The sequence below is a fragment of the Pseudorhodoferax sp. genome (assembly GCF_047601025.1).
GTDB lineage: Bacteria > Pseudomonadota > Gammaproteobacteria > Burkholderiales > Burkholderiaceae_C > Pseudorhodoferax.
The window spans coordinates 671742-687685 of the sequence record NZ_JASGJZ010000001.1 but is presented as its reverse complement, the minus strand read 5'-3'; the positions used below and the strand labels follow the sequence as shown (position 1 = coordinate 687685).

General features: G+C 70.3%; 11 protein-coding genes and 1 tRNA gene. 3 read left to right on the top strand and 9 right to left on the bottom strand.

The window, feature by feature from the left end; translation table 11 throughout:
- Position 1: 1 nt before the first annotated feature.
- Together QM782_RS03270 and QM782_RS03265 are read right to left on the bottom strand one after the other, a co-directional pair.
- Positions 2 to 988: a 2-hydroxyacid dehydrogenase gene (locus QM782_RS03270; RefSeq protein WP_415201496.1), complete on the bottom strand. Its 987-nt coding sequence runs from the start codon at positions 986 to 988 to the stop codon at positions 2 to 4.
- The gene (locus QM782_RS03265; RefSeq protein WP_415201495.1) at positions 985 to 1944 is read right to left on the bottom strand and encodes a sugar kinase; all 960 of its coding nucleotides are present in this window, start codon (positions 1942 to 1944) and stop codon (positions 985 to 987) included. Before QM782_RS03265 ends, QM782_RS03270 begins: the two co-directional genes overlap by 4 nt.
- 160 nt (positions 1945 to 2104) lie before the next feature.
- Between QM782_RS03265 and QM782_RS03260 the strand changes: the two genes are divergently transcribed.
- Positions 2105 to 2181, top strand: a tRNA-Arg gene (locus QM782_RS03260).
- Between the two features lie 812 nt (positions 2182 to 2993).
- Here the strand turns inward: QM782_RS03260 and QM782_RS03255 are convergent.
- Positions 2994 to 4385: an MFS transporter gene (locus tag QM782_RS03255; RefSeq protein WP_415201494.1), complete on the bottom strand. Its 1392-nt coding sequence runs from the start codon at positions 4383 to 4385 to the stop codon at positions 2994 to 2996.
- Positions 4382 to 5506 (bottom strand): quinone-dependent dihydroorotate dehydrogenase, encoded by a 1125-nt coding sequence (locus tag QM782_RS03250; RefSeq protein ID WP_415201493.1) that lies wholly within the window; start codon positions 5504 to 5506, stop codon positions 4382 to 4384. Before QM782_RS03250 ends, QM782_RS03255 begins: the two co-directional genes overlap by 4 nt.
- Before the next feature lie 44 nt (positions 5507 to 5550).
- Here QM782_RS03250 and rpiA point away from each other — a divergent pair, with 44 nt between their 5' ends.
- A complete protein-coding gene (rpiA, locus tag QM782_RS03245; RefSeq protein WP_415201492.1) occupies positions 5551 to 6246 on the top strand; it encodes a ribose-5-phosphate isomerase RpiA in 696 nt (231 codons plus the stop codon).
- Here the strand turns inward: rpiA and QM782_RS03240 are convergent.
- From QM782_RS03240 to QM782_RS03220, 5 genes are read right to left on the bottom strand one after another with little or no spacing between them, the layout of a single operon-like run.
- Complete coding sequence (locus QM782_RS03240) at positions 6243 to 6860, bottom strand: glutaredoxin family protein (protein ID WP_415201491.1); 618 nt, start codon at positions 6858 to 6860, stop codon at positions 6243 to 6245. The genes rpiA and QM782_RS03240 overlap by 4 nt on opposite strands.
- Complete coding sequence (locus QM782_RS03235; protein WP_415201490.1) at positions 6860 to 8914, bottom strand: M3 family metallopeptidase; 2055 nt, start codon at positions 8912 to 8914, stop codon at positions 6860 to 6862. Before QM782_RS03235 ends, QM782_RS03240 begins: the two co-directional genes overlap by 1 nt.
- 60 nt (positions 8915 to 8974) lie before the next feature.
- Complete coding sequence (gene folD, locus QM782_RS03230) at positions 8975 to 9826, bottom strand: bifunctional methylenetetrahydrofolate dehydrogenase/methenyltetrahydrofolate cyclohydrolase FolD (protein ID WP_415201489.1); 852 nt, start codon at positions 9824 to 9826, stop codon at positions 8975 to 8977.
- Positions 9823 to 10446, bottom strand: a complete 624-nt coding sequence (locus tag QM782_RS03225; protein WP_415201488.1) for a response regulator transcription factor — start codon at positions 10444 to 10446, stop codon at positions 9823 to 9825. The genes folD and QM782_RS03225 overlap by 4 nt, the downstream gene beginning before the upstream one ends.
- On the bottom strand, positions 10443 to 13001 hold the full coding sequence (locus QM782_RS03220) for a PAS domain S-box protein (RefSeq protein WP_415201487.1): 2559 nt from the start codon (positions 12999 to 13001) through the stop codon (positions 10443 to 10445). Before QM782_RS03220 ends, QM782_RS03225 begins: the two co-directional genes overlap by 4 nt.
- A gap of 198 nt (positions 13002 to 13199) precedes the next feature.
- Here QM782_RS03220 and aceE point away from each other — a divergent pair, with 198 nt between their 5' ends.
- Positions 13200 to 15923: a pyruvate dehydrogenase (acetyl-transferring), homodimeric type gene (aceE, locus tag QM782_RS03215; RefSeq protein WP_415201486.1), complete on the top strand. Its 2724-nt coding sequence runs from the start codon at positions 13200 to 13202 to the stop codon at positions 15921 to 15923.
- The last annotated feature ends 21 nt before the right edge of the window (positions 15924 to 15944 follow it).

The window sequence follows — 15944 nt, the reverse complement described above, 5'->3', positions numbered from 1 at the left end:
TTCAGCCGGCGCTGGTGTCGTAGACGGCCGCCGGCCGCTCGCCGGCCAGGGCCTGCAGCAGGTTGGTGACGGCCAGCGCGGCCATGGCGTGGCGCGTCTCGGCCGTGGCCGAGCCGATGTGCGGCAGTGGCGTCACGCGCGGGTGCGTGCGCAGCGGCGAGTCCTGCGGCAGCGGCTCGGTGGCGAACACGTCCAGCCCCGCGCCGCGCAGCGGGCCGTGGTCCAGCGCGTGCAGCAGGGCGGCCTCGTCCACGGTGGCGCCGCGGCCGCCGTTGACGAAGAAGCTGCCGGGCTTCATCTGCGCGAAGACCTCGGCGTTCAGCATGCCGCGCGTGGAGGGCGAGGCCGGCAGCATCGCGACCACGAAGTCGGACTGCGCCAGCAGCGCGGGCAGCGGCGTGTGGACGGCCTTGCCGGCGAGCTCGGGCGCCTGCGCGGCCAGGTCCACGGGCCGGCGCGCGTGGTAGAGCACCGGCATGCCGAAGCCCAGCGCGGCGCGGCGCGCGATGGCCTGGCCGATGCGGCCGAAGCCCAGCAGGCCGAGGGTCTTGTGGTGCACGTCCCAGCCGAACAGGTCCTCGCCGACGCTGCGGGTCCAGCGGCCGTCGCGGATCAGGTTCGCCAGCTCGACCACGCGGCGGCTGGTCGCCATCAGCAGCGCGAACACGGTGTCGGCCACGGTCTCGTCCAGCACGCCGGGCGTGTGGCACAGCACGATGCCGCGCCGCTGCAGCTCGGGCAGTGCGTAGTTGTCCACGCCGACGGAGACGCTGGAGATCACGCGCAGGTTCGGCGCGCGGTCCAGCAGCGCGGCGTCGACGGGATGGCTGGCGCCGATCAGCGCGTGCGCCGAGGGCAGCGCGGCCTCGAACGCGGCGGCGTCGGTCTTGGGGAAGGCCACGGTCACGGCGTGCGCGGCCTGCAGGCGCGCCAGCTGGTCCGGCGGCAGCGGGCCGAATACCAGAATGTTCTTGCGGTCGATGCTCATAGTCCTGCCTCCTGGAGTTGTGCCCGCGTCGGCAGGCCTTCGGTATCGCCCAGCACCTGCACCGCGCGCGCGCCGATCCACGCGCCGCGGCGCACCGCCTCGGGCACGCTCTTGCCTTCCAGCAGCGCGCTGACCACGCCGGCGGCGAAGCCGTCGCCGGCGCCCACGGTGTCCACCACCTGCGCGACCGGGAAGCCCGGCACGCGGCCGGTGCCGGCCACGTCGCTGTCGTAGTAGGCGCCGTCCGCGCCGAGCTTCACGACCACCAGCTTCGCGCCCTGCGCGCGGTAGAACGCGGCCACGGGCTCGGGCGCGGTCTCGCCGGTCAGGATCTCGCCTTCCTCGATGCCGGGCAGCACCCAGTCCGCGCGCGCGGCCAGGCCGTTGATGGCCGCGACCATGGCGGCGCGGCTTTCCCACAGCGTGGGCCGCAGGTTGGTGTCGAACGAGATGGTGCGGCCGGCGGCGCGCGCGATCTCCATGGTGCGGATGCTGGTGGCCAGCGTGCTGGCCGAGACGGCCGCGAACACGCCGGTGGCGTGCAGGTGGCGCGCGCTGCGCAGCCAGGGCTCGTCGATGTCCGCGGGCGTCATCAGGCTCGCGGCCGAGCCCTTGCGGTGGTATTCGACCGGCGGGTCGCTGCCGTCCGTCACGCGGCCCTTGAACTGGAAGCCGGTGCGCTGCGCCGGGTCGCAGACGACGTGCGAGCAGTCGATGCCTTCGGCGCGCATGCTGGCCAGCAGGTAGCGGGCCATGCTGTCGCTGCCCAGCCGGCTGGCCCAGCCCACCGTGAAGCCCATCCGCGCCAGGCCGATGGCCACGTTGGTCTCGGCGCCGGCGGTGCGCTTGAGGAAAGCGGTCGCGTCTTCCAGCGGACCGGGCCGGTCGGCCACCAGCAGCATCATGGCTTCGCCGAACAGGGCGACGTCGAAAGTGGGTTCGGTCGTGGGATTCATGGATGGGGACGGAGGATCTGGCCGGGGATTGTCGGGGCTTTTCGTGCCGCGACGGCGGTCGTGCGAGAACGGTGCCGACGGGCCCCATCGCCGGGTGCGGCAGCGGGCGCATAAAAAAATTTGTGCACTTTCGAAAAACTACCCTATAATGCAAGGCTTCGCGGCTGTAGCTCAGCTGGATAGAGTACTTGGCTACGAACCAAGGGGTCGTGGGTTCGATTCCTGCCAGCCGCGCCATAAAAATCAACGGGTTAGTCCTCACAAGGGGCTAACCCGTTTTTCTTTGGCCGCTCCAGTGGGGCAACCCGTGGCGCGCGTGCCGGTGAAGGTGGCGATGCGTATCCGTTGAATGGTTCGTGTCCCAGCAAGTGGCGTGAGTGCATTGGTGTGAGGAAAGACGCGCGGGGTGGGACCCGAAGGGCGTAAACCGGGGCAGGCCGGTATCTGCCGCGATCAGTCTCGGGTGCCAATGGCGTGGTCGTCGTGGAAGTGGTTGTGGTCGTCTTCCCCCTGACCGTCAACCGCATGGCGATGCGCGCGCTGCAGGGCACTCGTGCTGCCCGGCGGCCCGACAGGGGCGGCAGCGCTGGCGTTCTGGACAACGATGCTGCCCGCATCTGGACCGGCCGCAATGCCGCCGAGGATCGGCTCGCCGTCCTCTGTCGGGGTCTTGTCCGCTGCTCGTGCCGGCCGGGTGCAGAACCCCGACGTTCTTTGGCGCTGGCTGCCCGGAAGGGGTCTCTCTCCCTGTTGGGAGAAAACTTCAGCCACGATGCAGGCGCGATCCAGCGGCCAAGCCGTCACCACCTCACCCTCTTGGCGGCTGCGCCGCTCGCATGCCGCGTGCTGGCGTCCTCCCCAAAAAGCCGTCTTCTACAACCACTGGTGGCGATATCCGGCGCTGGGTAACCTCAGCCCCATGCAGTTCGAGCAACGCTGGTTGGTGGCGCAGCACACATCTGTCGCCTGACGAGCGGACTGTGCACGCCGGGTTCCAGGGGCAGCCTCACGACTCACTCGCGCCACTACGCGGCCCGGACCCCCGGTGGTCAGGCGCGCGTGCTGCGCGTGCGCAGCAGGCTGAAGCAGCCCGATGCGGCGGCCAGCCCTGCGGCCAGGCCGAGCGCCAGCGGCGGCGCGGCGCCGTGGCCACCCCGCGATCCCGCCAGGCTGAACAGCACGGCCAGCAGCACGGCGCCGATGCTCTGGCCGGTCAGCCGCGCCGTGCCCAGCATGCCGCTGGCGCCGCCGGCGCGCTGCGGTGGGGCCGAGGTCACGATCAGGTAGTTGTTCGGCGACTGGAACAGCGCGAAGCCGATGCCGCACAGCGCCATGCGCCAGGCGATGTCGGGGTCGGACGGCTGGCCGGGTAGCAGGGCCAGCAGCGCCAGGCCGGCGGCCATGGTCCACATGCCGGCGCAGCCCAGCAGGCCGGCCGGCACGCGGCCGATCAGCCGGCCCGCGATCGGCGCGGCGACGATGCTGCCGAGCGGCCAGGCCGTGAACAGCAGGCCCGTGCCCACGTGCGAGCGGCCGTAGTTCTCCAGCAGCAGGAAGGGCAGCGCGATCTGCGACAGCATCTGCGACGCGAACGCGGTGACCGAGCTGCACATCGACAGCGCGAACACGCGGATGCGCAGCAGGTCCACCGGGAACAGCGGCATGGCCTGGCCGAGCTGGCGCCGCACGTAGAACACGCCGATGGCCAGGCCGGCCGCCAGCAGCAGCCCGGCCTGCAGCGCGCTGCCGGGCGTGCCGGCACGGGTGCCGAGCCGGTCCGCACCCAGGAACACCAGGCCGAACATCGCGGCGTTCAGCACCACGTCGAGGGGCGACAGGCCGTTGCCGGCCGGCGCATGCGCATTGCCCGGCAGCGCCGGCGCACCGAACAGCAGCAGTCCCGCGAGGATCGGCAGCTGCAGCGCGAACAGCCAGGGCCAGCTGGCGACCGACAGCACGGCCGCCGCCAGGCTGGGGCCCGCCACCGAGGCGACGGCCACCGTCATCGAGTTCAGCGCGATGCCGCGCCCCAGCAGCGCGCGCGGATAGGTCAGCCGCACCAGCGCCGCGTTCACGCCCATGACGCCGGCCGCGCCCATGCCCTGTACCGCGCGCGCGGCGACCAGCGGCGCCATGTCGCGCGCCAGCAGGCAGCCCAGCGTGCCCAGCAGCATGACGGCCAGGCCCCACAGGTAGACGCGCCGGTAGCCCAGCAGGTCGCCCAGCTTGGCGCAGGGCAGCAGCAGCGTCAGCACGCCGAGCTGGTAGGCGTTGACGATCCAGACCGCGTCCGCGGCCGGGCGCTGCAGTTCGCGCGCGATGCCGGGCAGGGCCAGGTTGACGAGCGTGGCGTCGAGCACCGAGACCGCGATGCCCAGCAGGATCACCGCCATGGCCCGGTAGCGGGCCGGCGGCGGCAGGCCGTCCGCCGGCTCGGTCATCCGGCGCGGCGGTCGCGCAGCGCCAGCGCAGCTTCCCGCACCAGCGCCGGGCCGCGGTAGATCAGGCCGGTGTAGATCTGTACCAGGTCGGCACCGGCCTCGACCTTGGTCAGCGCATCGCGCGCGCTGAGCACGCCGCCGACGCCGATGATCGGGAAGTCCGGCCCCAGCGCGTCGCGCAGCTGGCGGATCACGCGGTTGCTGGCGGCCAGCAGCGGCGCGCCGGACAGGCCGCCGGCCTCCTCGGCGTGCGGCAGGCCCTGTACGCGGTCGCGCGCCAGCGTGGTGTTGGTGGCGATCAGGCCCCAGCCCAGGCGGTCGGCCGCGGCGTCGGCGGCGGCGTGGCGCTTGAGGGTCGCGGCGATCACGGCGACCTGGCCTTCGTCCAGGTCGGGTGCGATCTTCACGAACAGCGGCACGCGGCGCAGCCGCGCGTTGCCGCCGGCGTCCGGCGTGGCGTGCTCGCGTGCCAGTTCGGCGCGGCGCCCGGCCAGCGCGCCGAGCAGCGCGTCCAGCGCGGCGTCGCCCTGCAGCGCGCGCAGGTTCTTGGTGTTCGGGCTGGAGATGTTGATGGTCACGTAGTCGGCGTGCGGGTAGACGCCGGCCAGGCAGGCCAGGTAGTCCTCGGTCGCGCGCTCGGTCGGTGTGGCCGCGTTCTTGCCGATGTTCAGGCCCAGCAGCATGGGCTGGCCCGGCTGCTGGCGAAAGCGCGCGCGCTGCACGTTGGCCAGGAAGGCGGCCAGCCCCTCGTTGTTGAATCCCAGCCGGTTGATCAGTGCCTGCGCGCGCGGCAGCCGGAACATGCGCGGCTTGGGGTTGCCCGGCTGGCCCAGCGGCGTGACGGTGCCGACCTCGACGAAGCCGAAGCCCAGGCTGCCGAGCGCGTCGATGCAGCGGGCGTTCTTGTCCAGTCCGGCGGCCAGGCCGATGCGGTTTGGAAAGCGCAGGCCGGCGACCGTGACCGGGTCGTCCACTCGGCTGTCGCACCAGGCCCAGGCCAGCGGCGTGCCGTGGGCGCGGGCCAGGGCGGCCATCGTGGCGTCGTGGGCGGTTTCGGCATCCAGGCCGAACAGGAAGGGCCGGGCCAGGGCGTAGGACAGCCGGGGCGGCAGCAGGGGCATCGGATAATTCTCGGCCGTTACAGCAAACCGCCGGATTCTCCCAGATGACTTCCCCTGATCGCCTGACGCAAGACCAACTCAAGGCCCTGGTCGGCCGTGCCGCACTGGCCTACGTGGTGCCCGGCGAGATCCTGGGCGTGGGCACCGGCTCCACCGTCAACTGCTTCATCGACGCGCTGGCCGAACTGCGCGACCGCATCCCCGGTGCGGTGTCCAGCTCGGAGGCCAGCACCGCGCGGCTGAAGGCGCTGGGCATCCCGGTGTTCGACGCCAACGAGGTCGGCGAACTGGCCGTCTACGTGGACGGGGCCGACGAGATCGACGGCAGTGGCTGCATGGTCAAGGGCGGTGGTGCGGCGCTGACGCGCGAGAAGATCGTCGCGGCCCAGTCGCGCCGCTTCGTCTGCATCGCCGATGCCTCCAAGCAGGTGCCGGTGCTGGGGCGCTTTCCGGTCCCGGTGGAGGTGGTGCCGATGGCCGCCCGGCAGTTGGTGCGCCGCTTCGCCACCCTGGGGGGGCGGGCGACGCTGCGCCAGGCCAGGGATGGCAGCGGCCCGCTGGTGACCGACAACGGCCAGCACATCCTGGACGTGGCCGGGCTGTCGATCACCGATCCGCTGGATTTCGAGACCCGGGTCAGCCAGTGGCCGGGCGTGGTGACGGTGGGTGTGTTCGCGCACCAGCGCGCCCAGGTCTGCCTGCTCGGCACGCCCGAGGGCGTGAAGACGCTGCAGTTCTAGAACTGGATGCTGCCGTCCGCCGGCGCCGACCCGGTCGCGCCGGCGGACGGCGCTGCGGGGCGTGGCAGGGCCGGCACCGGCTGCAGCGCCACCAGCGGCTGCGGCGCCGGCGGACGGTAGCCGGCCGGCAGCTGCGATGTCGCGGGGTAGCCGGCCGCGTCCAGGTACTGCGTCCATTCCGGCGCGGAGAAGCCGCGCAGCCGCTGGGCGCCGATCGTGGCGACCGGCAGGCTGGCTTCGCCGGCGAGCCGCTGCAGGGCCTCGACATCCTCGCCGGTCTGCACCGTGCGTTCGCTGAACGGCACGCCGCGCGCCGTCAGCAGCTGCCGCGCCGCATCGCAGGGCCCGCAATCGGGGCCGGCGTAGAGCGTCACGGGATAGCGTTCGGCGAGCTGCCGCAGCGCCAGGGGCAGGGTGGGCGCGTCTGCCGCCCCGGGGCTGGCCGAAGTGTTCACCGGCGTGCTGTGCTCGCCCAGCGGCCGGTCGGAGAAGGTCACGCGGCCATCGGTGCCGACCTGGCGGTAGATGACGACCTGGCCCGAGGCGGCGCCGGCGGCCAGCAGCAGCACGGCCAGGCCGCCCGGCAGGAGGCGTGCCGACGCCGCTGCGCGCATCACGCCATGCCCTGGTGCCGCAGCAGCGCGTCCAGCGTGGGTTCGCGCCCGCGGAAGGCCTTGAACGACTCCATCGCCGGCCGGCTGCCGCCGGCCTCCAGGATGGCCTGGCGGTAGCGGCGGCCGGTCTCGATGCTGGGCCGGCCGTCCGGCCCGGCGGTCTCCTCGAAGGCCGCGTAGGCGTCGGCGCTCAGCACCTCGGCCCACTTGTAGCTGTAGTAGCCGGCCGCGTAGCCGCCCGAGAAGATGTGGCCGAAGGTGTGCGGCGTGCGGCTGAACGTGGGCGTCGGCAGCACCGCGACCTCCTCGCGCACGCACGCCAGCAGCGCCATGAAGTCGCCGTCGGCCGCCTGGCCGGTGTGCAGCAGCATGTCGAACAGCGCGAACTCGATCTGGCGCAGCGTCTGCATGCCGCTCTGGTAGTTCTTGGCGGCCAGCATCCGGTCGTACAGCGCGCGCGGCAGCGGCTCGCCGGTGTCCACGTGGGCCGTCATGTGGCGCAGCACGTCCCATTCCCAGCAGAAGTTCTCCATGAACTGGCTGGGCAGTTCCACGGCGTCCCATTCCACGCCGCTGATGCCGGAGACGTCGCGCTCGTCCACCTGGGTCAGCATGTGGTGCAGGCCGTGGCCGAACTCGTGGAACAGCGTGGTCACGTCGTCGTGCGTCAGCAGCGGCGGCTTGCCGTCCACGCCGGCGGCGAAGTTGCAGACCAGCTGGGCCACCGGCGTCTGCAGGCGGCCGTCGTCGGGCCGGCGCCAGCGGGCGCGCACGTCGTCCATCCAGGCGCCGCCGCGCTTGCCGTTGCGGGCCGAGGGGTCCAGGTAGAACTGGCCGACCAGCTGCGGCGCGCCGCCGGCCTGGGGCGCCGCGCGCTCGATGCGGTAGAACTCGACCGTGGGATGCCAGACCGGCGCCTCGTCGCGCCGGATCGACACCTCGAACAGCGTTTCGACGATCTTGAACAGCCCGGCCAGCACCTTGGGCGCCGTGAAGTACTGTTTGACCTCCTGCTCGCTGAACGCGTAGCGGTGCTCCTTGAGCTGCTCGCCGATGTAGCTCCAGTCCCAGGGCTGCGGGTCGGCGATGCCCAGCTGCTGCAGCGCGAAGGCGCGCAGGTCGGCCACGTCCCGCTCGGCATACGGCTTGGCGCGCCTGGCCAGGTCGCGCAGGAAGGCGATGACCTGGTCCGGCGATTCGGCCATCTTGGGCACCACGGAGACTTCCCCGAAGTTCCGGTAGCCCAGCAGTTCGGCCTCCTCCTGGCGCAGCGCCAGGATCTCGCGGATCAGCGCGGTGTTGTCGAAGCGCTTGCCGTCGCCCTCGGCCTGCTCGGAGGCGCGCGTGACGTAGGCGCGGTACAGCCGTTCGCGCAGCGCACTGCTGCGGGCGAACTGCATGACCGGCAGGTAGCAGGGCAGCTTCAGCGTGAGCTTGCAGCCGTCCTTGCCCTCGGCCTGGGCGGCGGCGCGGGCGGCCTGCCGCACGTCCTCGGGCACGCCGTCGAGCTCGTCGGCGCTGGCGTAGTAGGCCCAGGCGTCGGTGGCGTCCAGCGCGTTCTCGCTGAACTTCTGCGACAGCTCGGCCTGGCGTTCCTGGATCGCGGCGAAGCGCTCCCTGGCCGCGCCGGTCAGCTCGGCGCCGCCGAGCACGAAGTTGCGGATGGCGTTGCGCAGGGCCTGGCGCTGGGCTGGCGTCAGCGGTACCGGATCGATCGCCTTGTACTTGGCGTACAAGCGCTCGTCGGCGCCCAGGCGGGTCCAGAACTCGGTCACGCGCGGCAGCGCCGCGTTGTAGGCCGCGCGCAGCTCCGGCGTGTCGGCCACGGCGTTCAGGTGGCTGACGGCACCCCAGGCCCGCCCCAGCCGCTCGGTGGCCACGTCCAGCACGCGGGCCATGGCGGTCCAGTCGGCCGGGAAGTCCGGGGCGGTCACCTGTTCGAGCGCGGCGTCGGCCTCGGCGAGCAACTGGTCCACGGCGGGCGCCACGTGCTCGGGGCGGATCTGGTCGAACAGCGGGAGGTCGGAAAACGAGAGAAGGGGGTTGGGCTGCATGGGCCGCATTTTGCGGCAGCGCAGCGCAATGCAAGCCCCCGGCGCGGCGGCCGGGGCCGCTCAGGCCGCGGCGTGCTCGGCCGCCTGCAGCGTGTTGACCAGCAGCATGGCGCGCGTCATCGGGCCGACGCCGCCGGGCACGGGCGTGATCCAGCCGGCGACCTCGCGCACGCCGTCGAAGTCCACGTCGCCGCAGAGCCGGCCTTCGGCATTGCGGTTCATGCCGACGTCGATGACGACGGCGCCGGGCTTGACCATGTCGGCCGTGACGATGTCCTGCTTGCCGACGGCGGCGACGATCACGTCGGCCTGGCGCGTGAAGGCGGCCAGATCCTGCGTGGCGCTGTGGCAGACCGTGACCGTGGCGTTGCGCGCCAGCAGCATCATGGCCATCGGCTTTCCGACGATGTTGCTGCGGCCGATGACCACCGCATGCTTGCCGCGCAGCTCGTAGCCGATGGCGTCGAGCATGCGCAGGCAGCCGTGCGGCGTGCAGGGCCAGAAGCCGGGCCGGCCCACCATCAGCGCGCCGGCGCTGGCGACGTGGAAGCCGTCCACGTCCTTGGCTGGGGAGATCGCCTCGATGACCTTCTGGCTGTCCATGTGCCGGGGCAGCGGCAACTGCACCAGGATGCCGTGCACGGCCGGGTCGGCGTTCAGCGCGTGGATGCGGGCCAGCAGCTCGGCCTCGGGCAGGTCGGCGCCGTAGCGCTCCAGACGGGCCTCCAGGCCGGTCTCGCTGCTGTCGTTGACCTTGTGCTTCACGTAGACCTGGCTGGCCGGGTCGTCGCCGACCAGGACGATGGCCAGGCACGGCTGGATGCCGCGCGCCTTCAGCGCGGTGGTGCGGCCGGACACGTCGGCGCGGATTTGCCGCGCCAGCGCGTTGCCGTCGATCAGCTGGGCCGTCATGCCTTGGCCGCCTGGCCGAGCGCGATCTTCAGCAGGTCGGCCACCGTGTTGGCGTTCAGCTTTTCCATGATGTTGGCGCGGTGCGCCTCCACGGTCTTGATGCTGATGCCCAGGTCGTCGGCGATCTGCTTGTTCAACCGGCCGGCGACGATGCGCTCGAGCACCTGCGACTCGCGCGAGGTCAGCTTGGACAGCAGCGCGCCGCGGCTGGCGGCCTGTTGGTGGTCGCTGAAGGCGTCCTTGGCATGGTCCAGCATGCGCTCGACCAGCTGCACCAGCTCGTCTTCCTTGAACGGCTTCTGGATGAAGTCCATCGCGCCCTTCTTCATCGTGTCCACGGCCATCGGCACGTCGCCATGGCCGGTGATGAAGACGATGGGCAGCGGGGACTTGCGCTCGAGCAGCTTGTCCTGCAGCTCCAGGCCGCTCATGCCGCCCATGCGGATGTCCACCAGCAGGCAGGCGACCTCGCGCGGGTCGTACCGGCTCAGAAAGGCTTCGGCGGATTCGAAACAGCGAACGCGGTAGTCCTTTCCTTCCAGCAGCCACTGCAGCGAATCGCGCACGGCCTCGTCGTCGTCGACGACGTAGACCGTGCCTTTCTTGGGGATCAGACTCATGCGGTAACTCCGGGGCTTTTGGCTGGTTTGGCTGGATTTGACAGGGCGTTGGCCGCTTTTGCCAACGGAATCCAGAAGGAAAACCGGCACCCCGTGCACTCCGTCCCATTGTAGATGTTCTGCGCCTGCATCCTTCCGGTGTGCGACTCGACGATGGAACGGCACAGATTGAGCCCGATGCCCATGCCGTGGGGCTTGGTCGAGAAGAAGGCCTCGAACAGATGTTCCATGGCCTCGGGCGACAGGCCGGTGCCGGTGTCGGTGACGGAGAACTCGATGCCCGGCTCGTCGCCCTCCTGGCGCGGCAGCACGCGCAGCTCGATGTTGCGGCGCTGCGGCGGGCGTTCGGCCGTGTCGATCGCCTCGGCGGCGTTGCGCAGCAGGTTGATCAGCACCTGCTCGATCAGGATCGGGTCGACCATCAGCTGCGGCAGGCGCGCGGCCACGTAGGTTGTCAGGCGCACGTTGCGCCGTCGCAGTTCGATGCTGGCCAGTTCCACGGCTTCCTGCACGATCTCCTGTGTGTTCGTCGGTACCCGCCGGGGTTCGCTGCGCTTCACGAAGGACTGGATGCGATGGATGATCTGCCCGGCGCGCTGGGCCTGGCGCGCGGTCTTCTCCAGCGCCGACAGCAGGTCCTCGTGGGCCAGGCCGTTGCCTTTCAGGCGCGAGACCATGCCGTTGCAGTAGTTGGTGATCGCCGCCAGCGGCTGGTTCAGTTCGTGCGCGACGCTGGAGGCCATCTCGCCCATGGTGATCAGGCGGCTGGAGGCCTGGGCGCGCTCTTCCTGCTGCGCGGCCTGTTCCTCGGCCAGCCGGCGCGGCGTGATGTCGGTGGCGATGACCATCTGCACCAGCCGGCCGTCGACCCAGCTCAGGTAGCGTGCGCGTACCTCGAGCCACTTGCCCAGTTCGACGGCGTGGATCTCGGCGCTCTCGACTTCGCCGGTGGTCAGCGAATCGGTCGGCAGGCCGGCGAAGGCGTCGACGTCGTCCAGGTGCTCGTCGGCCGGCGGCAAGGCCGGCATGCCGGCGCGCACGACCAGCATCTCGTGGCCGTGCGTCTGCGAGCCGAACCACTGGCGGTACAGCTTGTTGGCGAACAGCAGTTCCTGACTGCCCAGCGGCGCCACCGACACGGCCGCGTCCAGCGCCTCCAGCACGGTGGTGAAGCGTTCGTAGGAGGCCGACAGCTGCTCGCGGATGCGGTTGGGCTCGGTGATGTCGGTGACCGAGGCCATCCAGCCAGTCTGCTTGCCGACCGCGTCGATCAGCGGCGAGACGTACATCCGCGCATCGAACAGCGAACCGTCGCGCCGCTTGATGCGCGCCTGGAAGCCCGACGGCGTGCTGCGGCCGTTCAGTTCGTCCTCCAGGCGGGCGATCAGGTATTCCAGGTCTTCCCGAGGCCAGTAGGGGAACGGCGCGGTGCGGCCCACGAGTTCCTTCTCGCTCCAGCCCGTCATCTGGCAGAACGCCGCGTTGACGTAGGTGATGCGGCCCTGCAGGTCCATGGCGCGCATGCCGGTCAGCATGGAGTTCTCCATCGCGCGGCGGAAGTTGGTTTCCGCGACCAGCGCCTGCTGCGCCTGCTGGCGCCGGCGCGTGTGGCTCCAGTTGCCGATCAGCATCCAGGCCGTCAGCACCGACAGCGCGCCGACCAGCCAGAACAGGCCCGAGCCGACCACGCCCTGCGACGTGCGGTAAGGCTGGGCCCGCAGGATCAGTCCGTTGCCGACCGGGGCGACCGGATCCTCGTAGGGCTCGGCCTGGCTCGACCAGGGCAGCAGCCGCGAGCCGGTGGACGCCGGCATCACGGTGCCGGCCAGCACGCGGCCGTCGGCGGCCAGCAGCGCGACGGCGTACTTGTTCAGCACCTCGGCCGGCACGCCGTGGCGCAGCAGCGCGTCCGGGGCGAACTCGGCCAGCACCACGCCGGCGAAGCGGCCACGCGTCGCCAGCGGGATGTGCAGCTGCAGCAGCGGCGTCAGGTCGCTGCCGTTGCCCAGCGGCTGGGCGTAGACCGGCTGATGCAGGTCGCGCGCCAGGCTGAAATTGGTCTCGGTCTCGCCGGGGCGCAGTACGTCGTCGACCTGGCGCATCTGCGGGGTTTGCAGGCTGGGTGCGGCGTAGCTGGTCTTGATGCGGCGGCGCTCGTCGATCCAGCTGACGGCCTGCAGCTCGGGATACTGGGAAATCAGCGACTGCGAGCGGCTGACGAACTCCTCGACGTCGACTTCCTCGTTGGCCACGTCGCGCGCCACGCGCATCAGCTGTTCCTGGCGTTCCAGCAGGCGCAGCCGGATCTGCTGCAGCGCGTACTCCACGTCGCGCTTGACGGCCTCCTGCTCGCGGTCGGCTTCTTCCAGCCGCAGATACATGAACGAGGACGCGATCGCGGCCAGGAACAGCACCACCGCCACCAGCGGCGCCAGCGCCGCCAGCCGGTCCTGGCGGTGCGGCGCCTGGCGCCGCCACCAGGCCCGCCACTGCGCCGGCAGGTCGGTGCTGCCGGACACGGCGCTGGCCGGTCGGGGAGAGGAGGGGGGGCGCATCAGCGGCAGTGTATGTGAGGGTTTGCCGCAGTTGTGCTGCCAAAAGCTTGGTGTGGAATGCTGCAGCCGTTGGTCGATGATCTTCCCATATGGCGAAATTGTAAACTGCTATTTGAAAACAGATCGGCTTGTGCGACACTTGTGGCGCACCGGTCGATGGCACCGTGCCAACCTTTGTTCAAATCCATAGGAGACTGCATGTCCGCCCAACCCCAGAACCTGCCTGGCGCTGCCGCCAACGACTCGCAGGACATCGACAGCCAGGAAACCCGCGAGTGGATGGACGCGCTGTCCGCCGTCATCGCCAGCGAAGGGCCTGAGCGCGCGCACTACCTGCTCGAACAGCTGCTGGAGCATGCGCGCCAGAACAGCGTGGACCTGCCGTTCTCGGCCAATACCGGCTACGTCAACACCATCGAGCCCGGCCAGGAAGCGCGCAGCCCGGGCAACCTGGAGATCGAGCAGCGCCTGCGTGCCTACATGCGCTGGAACGCGATGGCCATGGTGGTCAAGGCCAACCGCCACCATCCGCCCGAAGGCGGCGACCTGGGCGGCCACATCGGCTCCTTCGCGTCGCTGGCCAGCATGTTCGGCGCCGGCTTCAACCACTTCTGGCATGCCGAGAGCGAAAACCATGGCGGCGACCTGCTGTACATCCAGGGCCACGTGGCGCCCGGCATCTACGCCCGCGCCTACCTGGAAGGCCGGCTCACCGAAGAGCAACTGCTGAACTTCCGCCAGGAAGTCGACGGCAAGGGCCTGTCCAGCTACCCGCACCCCAAGCTGATGCCCGAGTTCTGGCAGTTCCCCACGGTGTCCATGGGCCTGGGCCCGCTGATGGCGATCTACCAGGCGCGCTTCCTGAAGTACCTGCACGCCCGCGGCATCGCCGACACCGCCAATCGCAAGGTGTGGGTGTTCTGCGGCGACGGCGAGATGGACGAGGTCGAATCGCTGGGCGCGATCGGCCTGGCCGCGCGCGAGAACCTGGACAACCTGATCTTCGTGATCAACTGCAACCTGCAGCGCCTGGACGGCCCGGTGCGCGGCAACGGCAAGATCATCCAGGAGCTGGAGGGCGAGTTCCGCGGCTCGGGCTGGAACGTCATCAAGCTGATCTGGGGCAAGGGCTGGGACGCGCTGCTGGCCAAGGACCATGACGGCGCGCTGCGCAAGATCATGATGGAGTGCAACGACGGCGACTACCAGGCCATGAAGGCCAACGACGGTGCCTACGTGCGCAAGCACTTCTTCGGTCGCGATCCGCGCACGCTGAAGATGGTCGAGCACATGACCGACGACGAGATCTGGGACCTGCAGCGCGGCGGCCACGATTCGCAGAAGGTCTACGCCGCGTTCCACGCCGCCCAGAACCACAAGGGCCAGCCCTCGGTGCTGCTCGTCAAGACCGTCAAGGGCTTCGGCATGGGCAAGGTCGGCGAGGCCAGGAACACCGTGCACCAGACCAAGAAGCTCGGCGACGAGGACATCAAGTTCTTCCGCGACCGCTTCAACATCCCGGTGCCCGACAGCCAGCTCGCCGAGCTGCCGTTCTACAAGCCGGCCGACGACACGCCGGAGATGAAGTACCTGCACGAGCGCCGCAAGGCCCTGGGCGGCTACTTGCCGCACCGCCGTACCAAGGCCGACGAGAGCTTCACCGTGCCGTCGCTGGATACCTTCAAGTCCGTGATCGAGCCCACCGCCGAAGGCCGCGAGATCTCCACGACCCAGGCCTACGTGCGCTTCCTAACGCAGCTGCTGCGCGACAAGGCCCTGGGCCCGCGCGTGGTGCCCATCCTGGTGGACGAGGCGCGCACCTTCGGCATGGAAGGCCTGTTCCGCCAGATTGGCATCTACAACCCGCATGGCCAGCAGTACACCCCGGTCGACAAGGACCAGGTCATGTACTACAAGGAAGACGTGGCCGGCCAGATCCTGCAGGAAGGCATCAACGAAGCGGGCGGCATGGCCAGCTGGATCGCCGCCGCCACGAGCTACAGCACGAACAACCGCATCATGGTGCCGTTCTACGTGTACTACTCGATGTTCGGCTTCCAGCGCATTGGCGACCTGGCCTGGGCCGCCGGCGACATGCAGGCGCGCGGCTTCCTGCTGGGCGGCACCTCGGGCCGCACCACGCTGAACGGCGAGGGCCTGCAGCACGAGGACGGCCACAGCCACATCCTGGCCGGCACCATCCCGAACTGCGTCAGCTACGACCCGACCTTCGCGCACGAAGTCGGCGTGATCCTGCACCATGGCCTCAAGCGCATGGTCGAGAAGCAGGACAACGTCTACTACTACATCACGCTGCTGAACGAGAACTACGCGATGCCCGGCCTGCAGCCCGGCACCGAGGAGCAGATCATCAAGGGCATGTACCTCAGCAAGGCGGCCCCGTCGCTGGGCGACCAGGCGCCGACGGTGCAACTGCTGGGCAGCGGCACCATCCTGCGCGAGAGCTTCTTCGCCCAGGAACTGCTGGAGAAGGACTGGGGCGTGGCCGCCAGCGTGTGGAGCTGCCCGAGCTTCAACGAACTGGCCCGCGACGGTGCCGATGCCGAGCGCTGGAGCCTGCTGCACCCGACCGAGGCGCCGCGCCAGAGCTTCGTGGCGCAGCAGCTGTCCGGCTCGACCGGCCCGGTGGTCGCGTCCACCGACTACATGAAGTCCTACGCCGAGCAGATCCGGCCGTTCATCCCGGACGGGCGCACCTACAAGGTGCTGGGCACGGACGGCTTCGGCCGCAGCGACTTCCGCAGCAAGCTGCGCGAGCACTTCGAGGTGAACCGCCACTACATCGTGGTGGCTGCCCTGAAGGCCCTGTCCGAGGACGGCAAGCTGCCGGTGGCCAAGGTCGCCGAAGCCATCCAGAAGTACGGCATCAAGACCGACAAGGTCAACCCGCTGTACGCCTGACAACCCACAACCACAACGAGC